Genomic DNA, 15,787 nt, shown 5'->3' on the forward strand with positions numbered 1-15,787 from the left:
TGCGTAGAAACGAATGCGCTAAATTTTTATTGATTGCCCGATGTGGGCGTTTTAGGATCAGCCACAGGTTTCAGTGAAGGGTCAGTCACACTGGCTTTATCTTTACCTGCATTACCTTGCGCCGCTTTAGAATCAGATAAAACAGATTCTGGAATTTGGATCTCTTTACTTTTACGCGGTAATTCCTTTAATTTCGGCTCAGACATGGTCCCTGTAACCCTAAAACGCAATTCAGAGATCACTTCAATAACGGGCTCTAACACTTTCGTCAGCACAAATGCCCCCAAGCCAAATGTCCATCCTCCCGTCGTTAGCAATACTACCGTTGGCACACTCGATGCTAATTTCGGCATGAACTTAATGTCATAATTAATATTTTCATTCAATAAATTCGTATAACCTCTGACTTTCATATCTCCCACGATCGCTTTCATTTCAGTATTGGTTGTTTTCGCCACTCCATTTTCAATATCCAACGTACCTTTGAAAGAATCAAAATAAAGCCCTTTTCCGAAAACATCTGAAAAATCTAACGTCAATTTGCGTAAAATAGAATCTAAGCTAAAAAGCGATAAAATTCTTGCTCCTTTATCACTCACCTCAGTTAAATGCCCTTTACCCAATTCAAAATTAATTTGTCCGCTTAATGTATCAAGACTAAATTCATACGGAGCTCCTATCCAAGCCAACGAGGCCTCCATGGACAAAGGCGCATCTTTCAACCCAGGATCTATACCTAACACTTTTGAAACGGCGTCAAACTTCTTCGCTGTAAGCGTTAGTTTAAGCCGGGTTTTATTTTGATCTTTATAATACCAAGCCCCTTTACCTTGTAATTGGATTTCTGGCGTAGATAAAGATAAGGTTTGGATCTGATAAGCGTTATCTGTTGGGCTTGCCTGCAACACGAGTTGACCTAATTGCTTCCCCCCGACTCGAAAATCAGCTGCATTAATAGCTAATGGAGGTAAAGTAAATGGATCCACTTTTTCAACGTCATTAAGACTCGCTGAAGCACTTTGCTTTGCCGCTTGCTTTAAAGACTCATCTTGAACATCAGCCTTAACGTCAGGATCCGCATCTTTACTCAAATTTTGTAAATATAACTTTTGCGCCGCTATTTTCAATCCTTGCTCGCGCCAATTAGGGTAAAAGTCAACATAACCCGTAAATTGCTCGGAAGTCGCTTTTAAACGCCAAGCATTTTCAACTGCAAATGACGTAAACTGAACATTGTTCACATCATGCCCTAGAAAATCCAAGTTATTAATATGGCCAGTAATCAACTTAAGCGTTGGAAATAATGGCCTTTTCAATGACAAATTCGCCTCTTTCGCTTGTGCTTGGGCTGCCATTTCTTTACTTTGATCATTACCGATAAATTTCTTAATGATAGGATCCCATTGCATAAAGTTCGCTTTATCAAGCGCTAACTGTAAATGCCCTTTATTACGCTGCAATTTATCACCAGGCTTAAACAAACGCCCTAATAATAAATCATAAGAAGCCAAAGAGGCCTCCCCTTTGGGATCAAAGTCAAATGCCCCCCAAAACTCAGATTGCTTACCCACTTTAACCCCAAGCGAAAGCTGCTTATCATCACCAATAATTTCAGCCGACAATGCTCTTTTTTGCGATTTGTCTTTATGAAATTGTCCCGGCAGTAATAATTCTGTTCCCAGTAAGTCTGAATTAACATGTCCTTGCAAACTGTATCCATTATCATCAAAAGCCAGCAATAAGCCCCCAGTCCAATCCAAGGTACCACGATAGTAATCACTTAATGGATTATTCAATTCTGCCGATAAGGTGCCCAGCTGCCAATGCCCATTAAAATCGACATTCACAGCATACTTTTTATGTTGATTTCCCGTATAAAAATCAAAGTTTACAGGCTGATTATATAAAGTGGCTGAAATATTTTTCCCAGTAACCACTTCATTTTTAAATTGAATTTCCCCTGTCACATTTGATAGTTGAATGCCTGGCTCTGACACATAAACAGGGTTATCTTTAAAATTCACTGTACCTTTGATAATTTCATTATCTTTACCATATAATGGGATAGATAAGTCTAATGCCCCTGTAAGCTTCCCCTTAACATTAAGCACTTTAAGCGTTTCACCCACAGTATTGGACAAAGGAGATTGATTTATCACTTGCTTTGCAGCTTTTGCCTTTGTCGATAATGTCGACTGAATACCCAATACTGGCTTATCAACTAAATTATCTATCGATACATGGGTTCCTTTGGCTGGAACGCCTAACAAGTCACCTTCTTTTACCCACAGATCCATAGCGGCATTTTCAAATAAACCATACAAAGAGAGATGCGTTATGGCAGGCCAATCAGGCTGAAATTGATAAGTGCCCTGCTTTAAATTAAAGCCTGCTTGAAACATCCCGCTATGATCGTTATAAGGGTAATCTTTCAATGCACCTTGCCAAATAATCACGCCATTCTCAGCTTTCCCCTCTTTCAGCGCGCTATCTAAATAATCAACAACATCTTTGCCCATGGCGGATAATGGAAAATATTTATCGGCGTCTTGAATATTATTGACTGATAAATTCGCCAATAATCCCAGCGTCATTTGCTCTTGAAAACCTATTTTAGCTGCCGCTTTCAAAGTCATGTCATCGTTTTTTAATGACACATCAGGAAGAACAACAGCCATAGTACTCGGATTAAATTGACCAATAATCTCCTTCCCCTTAAATGTCAAAGGGGCTTTAAAATTATCATTAAAATCAAAGGAGTAATTTTGTGGCGGCAATGAAAAATACACTTGTTCATTTTTTGTCATTAAGGTCAAATCAACAGGTGTAGAACTTGGAATATCTGCCGCCCCTTGCCAAGTAAGCCCTTGGACATTTACGCTTATTTGCGGCGAACTATCCCCTTGTTGATGCAAGCGTAAATCAAGCAGCTTTCCTTCGGGGGCCATCAGTTGCCATGCATCCAATGTGTCTTTATTCAATGACGGTAACAAGGGTAATAGCGGTTGTAATAGCCCAATATCAATTTGATTTAAATAAGCATAGGTATTGCCTTGTACTTCCTTTGCACCCAACTTCATTATGGGCCAGGATTGATTATTACTTGAAAAAGCTAAATTGCTACTGCTTAATGCCCAGCCTTCTTCATTTCTTCGCCAAGATAGCTGACCTTTTTCAATAGTAAAGTCTTGTTCTTCCTTATTTAAATACCACGTCAACCAACTCGGTTTAAAATTAACATCCGCAGAACTTATATTACGATGGGCAATCCCTACCCAAGCTTCAAGATTGACAGCCCCTTTAAGATGCATCCGTTGCTGGGCACTGAATCTCGCTGGCTGCCTTGATGCCCAATGCCCAATATCAAGACTATTTGCCGCTAAGTACATCTGTCCAACCAAACTATCGGGTCGGTAACCATTCCCTTTTAAAGCCACATTCAATGACAGACTTTCAGCTACAGAACCATTATCATCGAGATAGACTAGGCCTTTCCCTAAATGTTTTTCATCTCTATTTCGCCAGACTAAATCTTTAATATAGATAGGATTATATTTATGGGAATGGCTTTCAAGTGTAATACTGGCGTCTCTGACGGTAAAACGTTCAAGCTGCTCTAATAGTAATCCATACAGCCATGTGGTATCGGACACTCCTTGAGGATCTTGCGCATTATCCTTTAGTGCATCAAGGTTCAGTGTTACATCAATACCATCAAAAATAACCGTTTCAATTTGAGGACTTAAATTTAATAGACTTTGCCAAAAATCAAGCTTGATATGTGCCTGAGCAACCGAAAAAGTTAAAGGCAAGTTTTTCTGTTTAGGCAATACCAGATCTGTCACAGTCAATGCCGGTCCAAACGCCCGCCACCGAGAATGAAGTTGCCCTACCTCCACTTTCACTTGATACGTCTGTTGAACATAATCGACTAACTCTGCTCTCACTTGATCTAGCTCGGGCAGTAACCCTCGAATTAAACTCACTAGCAGTGCAAATAGCACCAGCAGAGCAGCTAATGAAAGCCAGCAAAAACGCAGTACTTTAAACGGGCCAAATAAAGAAAACACTACATTATCACCACATCAAATTTATTTTGAGCATATAAAGGTTCACTTTGTAGTTTAACTCTTTTTCCAACATATATTTCTAATTCGGCCAAAAAATGACTTTCGTCCTCTTTTAATGTGTTATAAACAGCGGGGGCACAGTACACCAAGAACTCATCAGCATCATAACTTCGATTCAATCGAATAATCTCTCTAAACATTTCATAAGAAACGGTTTCTACTGTTTTTAAGCTTCCAGTACCTAAACAAGATGGGCATTCACCACAAAGCACATGCTCTAAGCTTTCACGGGTTCGTTTTCGCGTCATCTCCACTAAGCCTAACCCCGAAAATCCACTAATACTGGTCTTCACACGATCTAAGGACAGTGCTTGCTCTAAACTGGTTAACACTCGATTTTTATGCTCTTTAGTTTGCATATCAATAAAATCGATAATAATAATCCCACCTAGATTACGTAACCTTAATTGACGAGCAATGACCTGAGTCGCTTCTAAATTAGTATTAAAAATCGTTTCTTCAAGATTGCGGTGGCCCACAAAAGCCCCAGTGTTAATATCAATCGTTGTCATCGCTTCTGTTTGATCTATGATTAAATACCCACCGGATTTCAGTTCAACCTTTCGACCTAAGGCACGCTGAATTTCATTTTCCACATCATAAAGGTCAAAGATAGAAATTGAGCCTGAATAATTTTCCAATTTATCAGCAATTTCTGGCATAAATTCTTGGGTAAAATTTTGTAGTTCAGCAAAGGTTTGACTGGAATCCACTTGCACTCTATCCAATTCCGTTCCCACAAAATCACGTACTATTCGCACAGGTAAAGCCAGATCTTGATAGAGTAAAGAAACACCAGGTCGTTTACGTCGTTCACTGACTTTAGCCCAAACCCGTCTTAAAAAAGCCGCATCTTGTACCAGTTCTATTTCCCCTGCATTTTCAGCAGCGGTACGAATAATAAACCCTCCGTTTTCATCCACAAATGGCTCTGTGAGGCCTTTTAACCTAGCACGAACTTTCGCTGATTCTATTCGTTGAGAGACGCCAACGTGACGGGCTCCGGGCATGAAGACTAAATAGCGAGAAGGTAGTGTAATATCCGTTGTTAAACGAGCACCCTTTGTGCCAATAGGATCTTTAATGACTTGAACGATAACGGCTTGACCTGGCCTCACTAATTGCCGAATATCTTGTACGGCAAAATGATCCTTATCGGTATCCGCCACACATTCTGTATGAGGAACAATATCAGATGCATGCAGAAAAGCGGCTTTATCCAGCCCAATATCAACAAACGCCGCCTGCATGCCAGGTAACACTCGACTCACTTTACCTTTGTAAATATTACCGACGAGACCTCGCTTCATTCGTCGTTCAATATGAACCTCTTGTAAAATACCATATTCAACCAATGCAACCCTTGCTTCTGTCGGGGTAACATTAATTAGCAATTCAGATCCTATCTTTCCATGTACTGGCTTACTTATGATACGGCCCATTTCAACACTCACTTAAGTCATTCTTTTTATATACCCAAGTCATCTAGGTACTGGGTTAGCACTCTATCTGGCACTAAATAATGTCACAACATAGAAATAAAATGATAAAGTTCAATACTGAGCCATGCTGTTTTTTATCGCTCAGTATCCACTTTTTATGAACTACCACAACTTAATTAGATAAGCTAATGTGATGAATGTTCCCTTAAGATCATCACATTAATTGCATTTTCTTAAGTAAATCTCGGGTTTCAACTAAAGGCAAGCCAACAACAGCAGAATAACTCCCTTGAATACTGGAGACAAAATTCCCCCCGATCCCTTGAATGCCATAAGCACCCGCTTTATCCATGGGCTCACCCGTTGCAATATAAGATTCGATTTCCAACGACGATAAGGCACAAAAATTGACTTTTGTTTTCACTAAACGGGTGATTTTTTCCACTCCATCAGTGAGCGTAATAGCAGTGAACACCTGATGCTCACGATTTGAAAGGGTTTGCAACATCTTTCTAGCATCATCTTTATCAATAGGCTTTCCCAAAGCCACATTATCCAATACCACCACAGTATCAGAGCCCAGCACATGTACCGAAGATGCTTCTGGGAAACGTGACTCAGAGCAGGCAAGTAACCAACCTGCATGGGCTTTTTCACAAGCTAAACGTACCACCAATGCATCAGGCGTTTCCTCCCGCTTTGGCGTTTCATCAATGTCTGTAGCGAATACTGAAAAAGATAAATCTGGCTCACAAAAAAGCAGCTGCTCTAATAGCTGTTTTCGTCTGGGTGACGCAGAAGCTAACACTAACGCTTTCATTACCTAACCTTATATTTACGTCTCATGCGACGTAAAATCCAAAAAACCCACACCCAAAGAAATAGGCTTGATACAGCAGGAAAAAGTATACTCAATTCAAATTTAGCGCCATCGACCACAAATTGCAGCCAAAACACGATAAGTTGATAAACCGCGACTTCGGCAGCAACAAATAATGATTGTTGCCATATAGGAAAATTACGTAATCGCTGGAAATGTAATACCACACCATAGATCACAATGGACATACCCAATGAACGGATCCCCAGTGTCGCACCTAACAGAATATCCAGCAATAAACCGAGTATCCATGCCGTTAAAATATTATATCTATGGGGTAAAGCCATCGCCCAATATGTCATCACAAGTAATAACCAATCGGGTCGCCATACTGCGACACCTTCGGGTAAAGGCATAATTTGAAATAACATAGCCAGTAAAAAACTTAGCCAAACGACCCAACGTCCATTTGGCAAATGTAAACTCATTGGTTCACCTCAGAATCTTGTTCAACTGATACTGCTGAATTACGAGATGTCGCACCGTCCACCAAAGCCTTGTTTGAAGCATCTGGCACCCTATTTTGTTGCTCAATAGCCACATCTTCATGAGGGTCTGGCCATAACAATAATAAATAGCGAATACGATCTAATGCTGCTAACGGTTGGGCTGTGACAGTGGCATAACTTTTCCCATCATCTTTAATGACACTCATGACCCTTGCGACCGGATAGCCTTCGGGAAACCGCTTACCCAGCCCTGAGGACACCAATAAATCCCCCACACGAATATCGGTGCTTTTTGACACATACCTCAGTTCCAATTCGTCTAATACGCCAGTGCCATTGATAACAAACCGAGCATCATTACGGGTTAAGCGAACAGGAATAGCATGAGAGACATCGGATAATAATAATACTCGACTGGTTAGCTCACTGACTTGTGTGACTTGCCCCACCACCCCTTGTGCATCCACAACAGGTTGGCCAACAAACACACCGCTCTTTTTACCTCTATTGAGCACAACATATTGATGAAAAGGATCGCTTGCCACTTCCATGACTTCTGCAACCATTTTTTTGGCATCCATATGTACAGGCGAGCCTAATAGCGCTCTTAAACGCTCATTTTCTTGACGCAAAAACTCGAACCTTTGCAAGCGTTCACTCATTAATAACTGCTTTCTTAATAAGCTCTTATTCTGTTTCGCCAACATGTTTCTTGTGGCGAGATTCTCAGCCGATATATCTAACAATTGACCAGGAAAACTCGCCACATATTGTAACGGGCTCAGTAAAGAAGAAAGGGCATCACGCGCAGGATCGAGTCTATCGTTAGCGACAAGTAAAATCACTGACAGTATCACTGCCAATGTCAGTCTAAATTGATTGGAAATTCCACGAACAAAAATAGGCTTCATAGGATCACTAAGGCGGCATTAACCGCCTAATAAAAGAAACATGTTAATTTTCGTCGGAGAACAGATCACCGCCATGCATATCAATCATTTCAAGGGCTTTGCCCCCTCCACGCGCAACGCAAGTTAATGGGTCTTCAGCAATCATCACAGGGATCCCCGTTTCTTGCATCAGTAACCTATCCAAATCGCGAATAAGTGCACCGCCACCCGTTAGCACCATACCACGCTCGGAAATATCCGATGCAAGCTCAGGAGGCGATTGCTCCAATGCCACCATCACTGCACTGACAATACCCGATAAAGGTTCTTGTAATGCTTCTAATATTTCATTGCTATTAAGCGTAAAGCTACGCGGTACACCTTCAGCAAGGTTGCGACCACGCACTTCAATTTCTAGCACCTCATCGCCAGGATAAGCCGTGCCGATGGTATGTTTAATTCGCTCAGCGGTCGCTTCACCAATTAAACTGCCGTAATTACGTCTCACATAATTAATAATCGCATCATCAAACTTATCCCCACCAATGCGAACTGATGAAGAGTACACGACGCCATTTAATGAAATAATTGCGACCTCAGTGGTGCCGCCACCAATATCAACAACCATAGAACCTGTTGCTTCAGATACGGGAAGCCCTGCGCCAATTGCAGCCGCCATAGGCTCTTCAATTAGATATACTTCGCGTGCCCCCGCCCCCATAGCAGATTCACGAATAGCACGTCGTTCAACTTGAGTGGCGCCAACAGGCACACACACCAAGACTCTTGGGCTTGGACGAAATACACTATTATTGTGAACTTGCTTAATAAAATGCTGAAGCATTTTCTCAGTCACATAAAAATCGGCAATCACGCCGTCTTTCATTGGACGAATAGCTTGTATATTCCCAGGAGTTCGACCCAGCATTTGCTTTGCTTCTGTCCCCACAGCTGCAACAGACTTTTGCCCTGAATTGCCTCGCTCTGCGCGAATAGCCACAACAGAAGGCTCATCTAATACTATGCCCTCTTCACGAACATAAATTAATGTATTAGCAGTACCCAAATCGATCGATAAATCGTTAGAAAAAATGCCACGCAGCTTCTTGAACATGTAACCAGCCTGTCTCAGTGGAGTCATTGAAAAAAGAAATCAGCTAACTTTATCACGCTTCTTAAAATCTACAAGGGCATAGACGTTAACAATCGCTAATGAGTAACGATTTTTTCGTATAAAATGCATAATACCTCATAAAAAAGCTATTCTTGTTAAAATAAACCAATTGATTTCCTATTTAGCAAACAAATAAAATACAGATTTATCCACTGTTTTTATATGAATTACCCAAAAAAACTATCATAAATGCAGAAAATCACGATAAATGGCCTATCTAGCTCAAAAAAGGTCGACTTTAAAAAAGTGACTGCTTTTTCATATTACTTTACATAACAAAAAAAGCTCCTTTGTCGTCACTCAAGAGCATAGCAATAAAAGTGTTCATTAAACGTTCGATTTTCTGTACCTTATAGCTTCAGCACAAAGCGACTAGCAGCACAATTAACTGAAATAAATTGATCTTAATCGACAAAAGAAGAATGACCCGTTTATTTATTCAACCTCCACTCTCTCGTTTTCTTTTTTCCCCTTGAATTATTGATAACCTCCCCCATATCTAACAATATCATCATCCAGTCGGCCCACTGCCACTGGCTAGAGAAGAGGAATTATTGTGACCACTATCGTATCAGTTCGCCGTAATAACCAAGTCGTTATCGCTGGTGATGGGCAAGTTTCCCTAGGCAATACCGTCATGAAAGGTAATGCAAGAAAAGTACGCCGCCTATATAACAATAAAGTACTTGCAGGTTTTGCTGGCGGTACCGCTGATGCATTTACCTTATTTGAGCGTTTTGAAGCGAAGCTTGAAATGCATCAAGGCCATTTAATGAAAGCTGCGGTTGAAATGGCTAAAGATTGGCGCACCGATAAAATGCTACGTAAATTAGAAGCTATTTTAGCCGTTGCCGATACAGAAGCATCACTGATAATCACTGGAAATGGTGATGTTGTGCAAACCGAAAACGATCTTATCGCCATTGGCTCTGGTGGTAACTTTGCACAATCTGCTGCCACAGCATTACTCGAAAATACAGAGTTAAGTGCGCGTGAAATTGCCGAGAAATCACTCACTATTGCTGGTGATATCTGCGTCTTTACTAATCAACATAAAACAGTTGAAGAAATTACATATTAATTGATTGTTTCCAGCTATAGGCACGAGGAAAAATTATGTCTGAAATGACCCCACGTGAGATTGTCCATGAGCTGGACAGCCACATTATTGGCCAACAAAAGGCTAAACGTTCAGTTGCTATCGCCTTACGTAACCGCTGGCGACGCATGCAACTTGAAAGTGATCTACGTCAAGAGGTCACGCCCAAGAATATTCTAATGATAGGCCCAACTGGTGTGGGTAAAACAGAAATTGCTCGCCGCTTAGCTAAGCTTGCCAAAGCGCCTTTTATTAAAGTTGAAGCCACCAAATTTACCGAAGTCGGGTATGTTGGTAAAGAAGTCGATCAAATCATTCGTGATTTAACAGACATTGCGATTAAGCTCACCCGTGAAGAGCAAATGGCCAAATGCAAAACACAAGCCGAAGAAAATGCTGAAGAACGTGTTTTAGACGCCTTAATCCCTAAACCAAACGGTGAATGGGACGCTGATAAAGCGGACGATTCAAACACCCGTCAGATCTTTCGTAAAAAGCTACGTGAAGGCCAATTAGACGACAAAGAAATTGAAATTGATGTTGCAGCGCCACAAGTGGGTATCGAAATCATGTCACCACCTGGCATGGAAGAGATGACAAACCAACTGCAAAGCATGTTCCAAAATATGGGACCTGGTACCAGTAAACGCCGTAAACTCAACATCAAAGAAGCCCAAAAGCTATTGATTGAAGAAGAAGCGGGTAAGCTAGTCAATCAAGAAGATCTCAAAGAGCAAGCGATTGACTTAGTCGAGCAGCATGGGATTGTTTTCCTTGATGAAATCGATAAGATTTGTAAACGCGGTGATGCCTCTGGCCCTGATGTTTCTCGCGAAGGTGTGCAACGTGATTTACTGCCTTTGGTTGAAGGCAGCACAATTAACACTAAGCATGGTATGGTCAAAACCGATCATATTTTATTTATCGCATCAGGTGCGTTTCAAATGGCTAAGCCGTCGGATCTGATCCCTGAGCTACAAGGTCGTCTACCAATTCGTGTAGAATTAGAAGCCCTTTCTGCAGATGATTTCCAGCGTATTTTAACCGAACCTCATGCATCACTCACTGAGCAATATGTCGCGTTAATGGCAACAGAAGGCGTTAATGTTAAATTTACTCAAGATGGTATTGAGCATATTGCAAAAGCAGCTTGGCAAGTCAATGAACGCACTGAAAATATTGGTGCACGTCGTTTGCATACTGTCATGGAACGCCTCATGGAAGAGTTATCTTACGATGCCTCTGATAAATCAGGTAGTGAAGCCATTGTGGATGCCGAATATGTGAAAGCACATCTGGACGATCTGGTATTAGATGAAGATCTAAGCCGATTTATTTTATAATCACTATCTCAGAGCTAAGAGTCTGTACTCAAAATAAGTTTTATAAATAAGTACTTATTAAGGTTCAGAACAGTTGAGACTTAAACGCGGCATCACACTATTAGTGATGCCGTTTTTATATTAATGCAACATCAACAGGGCATACTCATGACAACAAAAAATCAGACTCCTTATGTGACCGATTTATGCTTGAAAAAGATATCCCGTGAACTTCAAATCAAATTTAATACCGGTGAGTCTTATTCATTAAGCTGTGAAATGCTTCGAGTGCACTCACCTTCTGCTGAAGTGCAAGGTCATGGCCAACCTATACTTGTAGCCCATAAAAAAAACGTTAATATCACAGCAATAGAAGCGCTCGGTAATTACGCTGTAAAAATTACATTCGATGATGGTCATGATACTGGCCTTTATTCTTGGGAGTATTTGTACAAACTCGCCACCGAACAAGACTCCCTATGGGAAAATTACCTCTCTCGCTTAAAGCAAGCAAAAAGCGGTCGAGATCCGCTCATCGACATGGCAGTCAAATATCATCAATGATCACTGTCTCAACTCATGCACTTTTTTTACGCCATGTTGAAGGTAAGGTGATATTTTGCCAAACCGATTGGCATAACGCGTCGATATCACTCCAATTTCCAGCTATTATCCAATTGACTAACACATCACCTAAGGGAGGATAATTAATCGCATCTGCAGGCGCGGAATGTAACCACCGCCTGACGACATGAGTATCAAGCTCCATCATGCAATCAGCCGCACCCAACAAATTTAATGCAGCCATATTCGACAATTGTTCAAACTGACCATGTAAAGGTTTCACTAAGAGTTTTTTTCCTAATGTTAACGCCTCACTTGGCAACTCAAACCCGGCATTGCTGATCACCCCGCCACTCGACGCCAAATCTTGCTTAAATGAAGCACAATTAAATGACCGCCAGATCAAATGTTCCGGCGATCCAAGACTGGATAAAGTGCCATGATAAATAATAAATTGATATTCAGTGAAAGGTGCCAATAACTCGATAATATGCTGAGGTTGCTCAAAAGGTAAATAGACAAGGATCTGATGGGTTTTCTCCACTTTACAGGAATGCACATCCACTATTGGCGGTAAGATGGGAAAACCAAAATGATGCCAATGACAAGCCAGAGAAATATCCACTGGTGCAAAATAGTTAAGGATCAGCTCACTATACCAAGAATAGCCTGATTTGGGCACAGGATAACGAAGCGCTGATTGGTGATTGATACCAATAGATACTACTCCCTGCAGTCTGGCAGCCCAGGCAGATATAGGCTCAAAATCACTGATCACTAAATCATAACCGCTCAAATCCAGAGCCTGAATGTCTCGCTTTAATGACCATAACGAATTTCTTTTAAGCGTACTGAATACACGAATGCATCCATTTTGTGTCACAAAAGAAACCCCCCTTTTTTTCTGATACTGACCAAATAATTGCATGTCAAAAAAAGGCGTTGAATGCCTGCCTGAAAAAAGGTAATCAACCTCGACACCTTTATCATGAAATGCCTGCGCCATGACCCTTGCACGACTAATATGTCCATTCCCTGTTCCTTGTACACCGTATAATATACGCATATTCACCTGCTCAACATACTGTTAAATAATGGAATGTATAAGATGAACACTCAATGTACCTAAGAAGCTCCCAGCAATAATATCCAAAGGATAATGCACGCCTAAAATCACTCTGGAACATCCAATAAAAAAAGCACAGAGATAAGCCAAAGCAGTCAAGGACGGAAAAACATAACTGACCGACGTTGCCATCACAAACGCCGCCGTTGCATGACCAGAAGGTAAACTGAATCTATCTGAAGGTTCAAAAGGAAAAGTCATAAATTCATTTTCATGACATGGTCTTCGCCTACGAGAAATATTTTTACATAAAAAATAAAGTGGAAAGGCTAACAGTAAACTACTCCCCGCAAGATTAAAAAGCACCTGTCCCTTTGGATGAGACAATTGCAATAACACCATAAGGTATAAGTACGCAGGGCCATTCCCTATGATAGAAACCATAGAGAACACTTTCATTAATTGATAACGGTGAGCTAATTTATTCACTTGACTAAACGCCAATTTATCAAGTTGTAATATCATTTCGAACATAGGCATGGCACCTTATTCAATAATAATAATTAACTTTAATCGAACAAAATGACAAATCAATGACGACTCTGTCATGGCCGCTACTTTAAAGAGTAATTCTTTTTCAAATATATCTTAAACAAATGATATAGATTGACCAGCGCAATAAATCCATTCATCGCCGCAACAGGCCAAGCATCAATCAAGACGCCATAGAATGAAAATAGTAGGCATCCCGTACAATTTAAACAACGTAGTTTAATAATATCTTTCATCATAAAAGATATCGCAATAATAACAGATGCTAAGTACCCAAGCATTTCAATTACATTAAAATGTTCCATTTAACCTCCTCGTTCAAGTTATCTTTTTATATCACTCAAATCACGATTGCCCTCATCGACACATAACAACAAGAAGTCTATTTTTCATTAAATTTGGCCCATTTTGACACGAAGAAATATACCATTAACTGATTTAAATCAATTTCCTCTTGATATCACTTTTCTTTTCAAAAAACCCTTATATACTGGGTTAAATTATTGTCACTGCACCTTGATCCTGTGCAAAACTTCTCTTTAAGGAGTGTCATTATGGAATACAACACCTCAGAACTTTGTGATACTTATCTCGATGTCGTTGATGTTGTCGAACCCATGTTTAGTAATTATGGGGGTTGTAGCTCATTCGGTGGTGCCATTAGCACTGTAAAGTGCTTTGAAGATAATGGGTTAATTATAGACGCCTTACAAGATGATGGTGAAGGAAAAGTCCTCCTCATTGATGGCGGCGGCTCTTTAAGACGTGCATTGGTTGATTCAAATATCGCCCAATTAGCCTGCGATCATCATTGGGAAGGCATTATTGTTTATGGCTCTGTAAGAGATGTTGATGCATTAGAAGATCTCGATATCGGTATTCAAGCTTTGGCTTCTATTCCTGTTGGTGCAGACGGCAATGCCGTTGGAGAATTAGAGATCCCAGTCAATTTTGGTGGTGTGACTTTCTTACCAAGCGATCATATTTATGCCGATAACACAGGGATTATCTTATCACCTGAACCACTGGATATTGATTAACGCTAACTTTAGTCCTAAGGAGAAGTTAGCGTTAACTTCCTCTCCCTCTCACTACAATAAGGGTTGAAATGAACATCAACCCTTAATACTGCACCATTATCTTCAGGCCATCTATGCTATGACGCAATATTTAACGCTTTTCACCCAACAAGATTTAACTAAATGGTTTCAACAAGTCAGTGGAGCAAGAATAGGGGAAACCAAACTGGGTCAAGTTGTCCAAACACCCACACCTGATCATGCCCTTGAAGCTATCCTTGATAAAGCAAAAAATGAAGGCGCTCGATTTGTCATTTTGGGCATTGGAGAGGATATCGGCCCAAGAGCCAATCTTGGTCGAGGTGGTGCGACAGATGCCTATGAAAGCGGGATCAGTCATTTTCTCAATATGCAGTCTAATCGTTTCTTTACTGGTCATGAATGCCTTATTCTAGGACAGATCATGGTTGATGATCTGCAAAAGGGAGCAGATCAAAACCTCAGTCATTTAAGGGAACATGTTGAGCAGCTAGATGAGCGAGTTATTAGTATACTCACTCCCATTATTGCAGCGGGGCTTGAGCCCATTGTCATTGGTGGGGGACACAACAATGCTTATGGTCTATTGATGGCAACCAAAGCCGCTAAACAAACCGCCGCTGCAGCAGTCAATCTTGATCCCCATTGTGATTTTCGCCTCAGAGAAGGCAGGCATAGTGGCAATGGTTTCAGTTATGCTGCCGCTAAAGATGCCCTAAACTATTATCATGTTCTTGGGCTGCATGAACATAAAAATACAGAAGCCTCCTTAGCACAACTCACTGCTTTTGGAGGCCACTGGCATAGCCTGCAACAAATCTGGATTCGAAGAGAAATATCATTAGAGACAGCTTTATGCGATATTAAACAAGCATTAAACCAGGCTCAAAGCCCAGTAGCACTTGAGTTAGATCTCGATGCCATAGTCAATATGCCCAGTAGCGCTTCAACGGCTGCTGGCATTCCACTCATGGATGCCTTGTATTATGTTCATGACATCGCCAAACATTGTGCATGTACATATCTACACTTAGCAGAAGCAGCACCAAGCTGTCATCCAGCGGGTATTGATGCAGGCCTTCGAGTAACAGGACAAAGTATTAGTGAACTCATGCTCACTTATATACACGCTCGGCTGAATGCCCTTTAAAGTATAAAACG

At 40.9% G+C, this 15,787-nt stretch carries 14 protein-coding genes; 5 read left to right on the forward strand and 9 right to left on the reverse strand.

Annotated features, from left to right (window positions below; genetic code table 11):
- Nucleotides 1–26: 26 nt before the first annotated feature.
- The 6 genes from Q0779_RS08175 to Q0779_RS08200 all read right to left on the reverse strand — a co-directional run bounded on the left by Q0779_RS08175 (nucleotide 27) and on the right by Q0779_RS08200 (nucleotide 8,905).
- Nucleotides 27–4,070, reverse strand: a complete 4,044-nt coding sequence (locus Q0779_RS08175; protein ID WP_298771478.1) for a YhdP family protein — start codon at nucleotides 4,068–4,070, stop codon at nucleotides 27–29.
- On the reverse strand, nucleotides 4,070–5,572 hold the full coding sequence (rng, locus tag Q0779_RS08180) for a ribonuclease G (protein WP_298771480.1): 1,503 nt from the start codon (nucleotides 5,570–5,572) through the stop codon (nucleotides 4,070–4,072). The genes Q0779_RS08175 and rng overlap by 1 nt, the downstream gene beginning before the upstream one ends.
- Before the next feature lie 214 nt (nucleotides 5,573–5,786).
- Complete coding sequence (locus tag Q0779_RS08185) at nucleotides 5,787–6,392, reverse strand: nucleoside triphosphate pyrophosphatase (protein ID WP_298771482.1); 606 nt, start codon at nucleotides 6,390–6,392, stop codon at nucleotides 5,787–5,789.
- The gene (mreD, locus tag Q0779_RS08190) at nucleotides 6,392–6,880 is read right to left on the reverse strand and encodes a rod shape-determining protein MreD (protein ID WP_298771484.1); all 489 of its coding nucleotides are present in this window, start codon (nucleotides 6,878–6,880) and stop codon (nucleotides 6,392–6,394) included. The genes Q0779_RS08185 and mreD overlap by 1 nt, the downstream gene beginning before the upstream one ends.
- Complete coding sequence (gene mreC / locus Q0779_RS08195) at nucleotides 6,877–7,812, reverse strand: rod shape-determining protein MreC (RefSeq protein ID WP_298771486.1); 936 nt, start codon at nucleotides 7,810–7,812, stop codon at nucleotides 6,877–6,879. Before mreC ends, mreD begins: the two co-directional genes overlap by 4 nt.
- A 43-nt stretch (nucleotides 7,813–7,855) precedes the next feature.
- Complete coding sequence (locus Q0779_RS08200; RefSeq protein WP_298771488.1) at nucleotides 7,856–8,905, reverse strand: rod shape-determining protein; 1,050 nt, start codon at nucleotides 8,903–8,905, stop codon at nucleotides 7,856–7,858.
- 616 nt (nucleotides 8,906–9,521) lie between these two features.
- Between Q0779_RS08200 and hslV the strand changes: the two genes are divergently transcribed.
- The 3 genes from hslV (at nucleotide 9,522) to Q0779_RS08215 (ending at nucleotide 11,950) form a co-directional block, all read left to right on the forward strand.
- Entirely contained in the window at nucleotides 9,522–10,046 is a 525-nt protein-coding gene (hslV, locus tag Q0779_RS08205) for an ATP-dependent protease subunit HslV (RefSeq protein ID WP_298771490.1), read from the forward strand.
- Nucleotides 10,047–10,081: 35 nt separating this feature from the next.
- Nucleotides 10,082–11,407: an ATP-dependent protease ATPase subunit HslU gene (gene hslU, locus Q0779_RS08210; RefSeq protein WP_298771492.1), complete on the forward strand. Its 1,326-nt coding sequence runs from the start codon at nucleotides 10,082–10,084 to the stop codon at nucleotides 11,405–11,407.
- A 147-nt stretch (nucleotides 11,408–11,554) separates the two neighbouring features.
- Nucleotides 11,555–11,950 (forward strand): DUF971 domain-containing protein, encoded by a 396-nt coding sequence (locus Q0779_RS08215; RefSeq protein WP_298771494.1) that lies wholly within the window; start codon nucleotides 11,555–11,557, stop codon nucleotides 11,948–11,950.
- 13 nt (nucleotides 11,951–11,963) lie between these two features.
- Here Q0779_RS08215 and Q0779_RS08220 read toward each other — a convergent pair whose 3' ends face one another.
- The 3 genes from Q0779_RS08220 to Q0779_RS08230 form a co-directional block, all read right to left on the reverse strand.
- Nucleotides 11,964–13,016 (reverse strand): MJ1255/VC2487 family glycosyltransferase, encoded by a 1,053-nt coding sequence (locus Q0779_RS08220; RefSeq protein WP_298771496.1) that lies wholly within the window; start codon nucleotides 13,014–13,016, stop codon nucleotides 11,964–11,966.
- A gap of 21 nt (nucleotides 13,017–13,037) precedes the next feature.
- Nucleotides 13,038–13,550, reverse strand: coding sequence for a phosphatase PAP2 family protein (locus tag Q0779_RS08225; protein ID WP_298771498.1), 513 nt, complete (start codon nucleotides 13,548–13,550; stop codon nucleotides 13,038–13,040).
- 80 nt (nucleotides 13,551–13,630) lie between these two features.
- Nucleotides 13,631–13,873, reverse strand: coding sequence for a YgjV family protein (locus Q0779_RS08230; protein WP_298771500.1), 243 nt, complete (start codon nucleotides 13,871–13,873; stop codon nucleotides 13,631–13,633).
- 249 nt (nucleotides 13,874–14,122) lie between these two features.
- On the opposite strand from Q0779_RS08230, the gene rraA reads away from it, so the two are divergent.
- Together rraA and Q0779_RS08240 are read left to right on the forward strand one after the other, a co-directional pair.
- On the forward strand, nucleotides 14,123–14,608 hold the full coding sequence (gene rraA / locus Q0779_RS08235; protein ID WP_298771502.1) for a ribonuclease E activity regulator RraA: 486 nt from the start codon (nucleotides 14,123–14,125) through the stop codon (nucleotides 14,606–14,608).
- A 118-nt stretch (nucleotides 14,609–14,726) separates the two neighbouring features.
- Nucleotides 14,727–15,776, forward strand: coding sequence for a formimidoylglutamase (locus Q0779_RS08240; RefSeq protein ID WP_298771504.1), 1,050 nt, complete (start codon nucleotides 14,727–14,729; stop codon nucleotides 15,774–15,776).
- The last annotated feature ends 11 nt before the right edge of the window (nucleotides 15,777–15,787 follow it).

Origin of the sequence: uncultured Shewanella sp. (assembly GCF_947491715.1) — a bacterium.
GTDB lineage: Bacteria > Pseudomonadota > Gammaproteobacteria > Enterobacterales > Shewanellaceae > Shewanella.

Coding starts and splice junctions, on each gene's coding strand:
- rng (WP_298771480.1), bottom strand. CDS start 5,572: ATGGGCCGTATCATAAGTAAGCCAGTACATGGAAAGATAGGATCTGAA.
- Q0779_RS08185 (WP_298771482.1), bottom strand. CDS start 6,392: ATGAAAGCGTTAGTGTTAGCTTCTGCGTCACCCAGACGAAAACAGCTA.
- mreD (WP_298771484.1), bottom strand. CDS start 6,880: ATGAGTTTACATTTGCCAAATGGACGTTGGGTCGTTTGGCTAAGTTTT.
- mreC (WP_298771486.1), bottom strand. CDS start 7,812: ATGAAGCCTATTTTTGTTCGTGGAATTTCCAATCAATTTAGACTGACA.
- Q0779_RS08200 (WP_298771488.1), bottom strand. CDS start 8,905: ATGTTCAAGAAGCTGCGTGGCATTTTTTCTAACGATTTATCGATCGAT.
- hslU (WP_298771492.1), top strand. CDS start 10,082: ATGTCTGAAATGACCCCACGTGAGATTGTCCATGAGCTGGACAGCCAC.
- Q0779_RS08215 (WP_298771494.1), top strand. CDS start 11,555: ATGACAACAAAAAATCAGACTCCTTATGTGACCGATTTATGCTTGAAA.
- Q0779_RS08220 (WP_298771496.1), bottom strand. CDS start 13,016: ATGCGTATATTATACGGTGTACAAGGAACAGGGAATGGACATATTAGT.
- Q0779_RS08225 (WP_298771498.1), bottom strand. CDS start 13,550: ATGTTCGAAATGATATTACAACTTGATAAATTGGCGTTTAGTCAAGTG.
- Q0779_RS08230 (WP_298771500.1), bottom strand. CDS start 13,873: ATGGAACATTTTAATGTAATTGAAATGCTTGGGTACTTAGCATCTGTT.
- rraA (WP_298771502.1), top strand. CDS start 14,123: ATGGAATACAACACCTCAGAACTTTGTGATACTTATCTCGATGTCGTT.
- Q0779_RS08240 (WP_298771504.1), top strand. CDS start 14,727: ATGACGCAATATTTAACGCTTTTCACCCAACAAGATTTAACTAAATGG.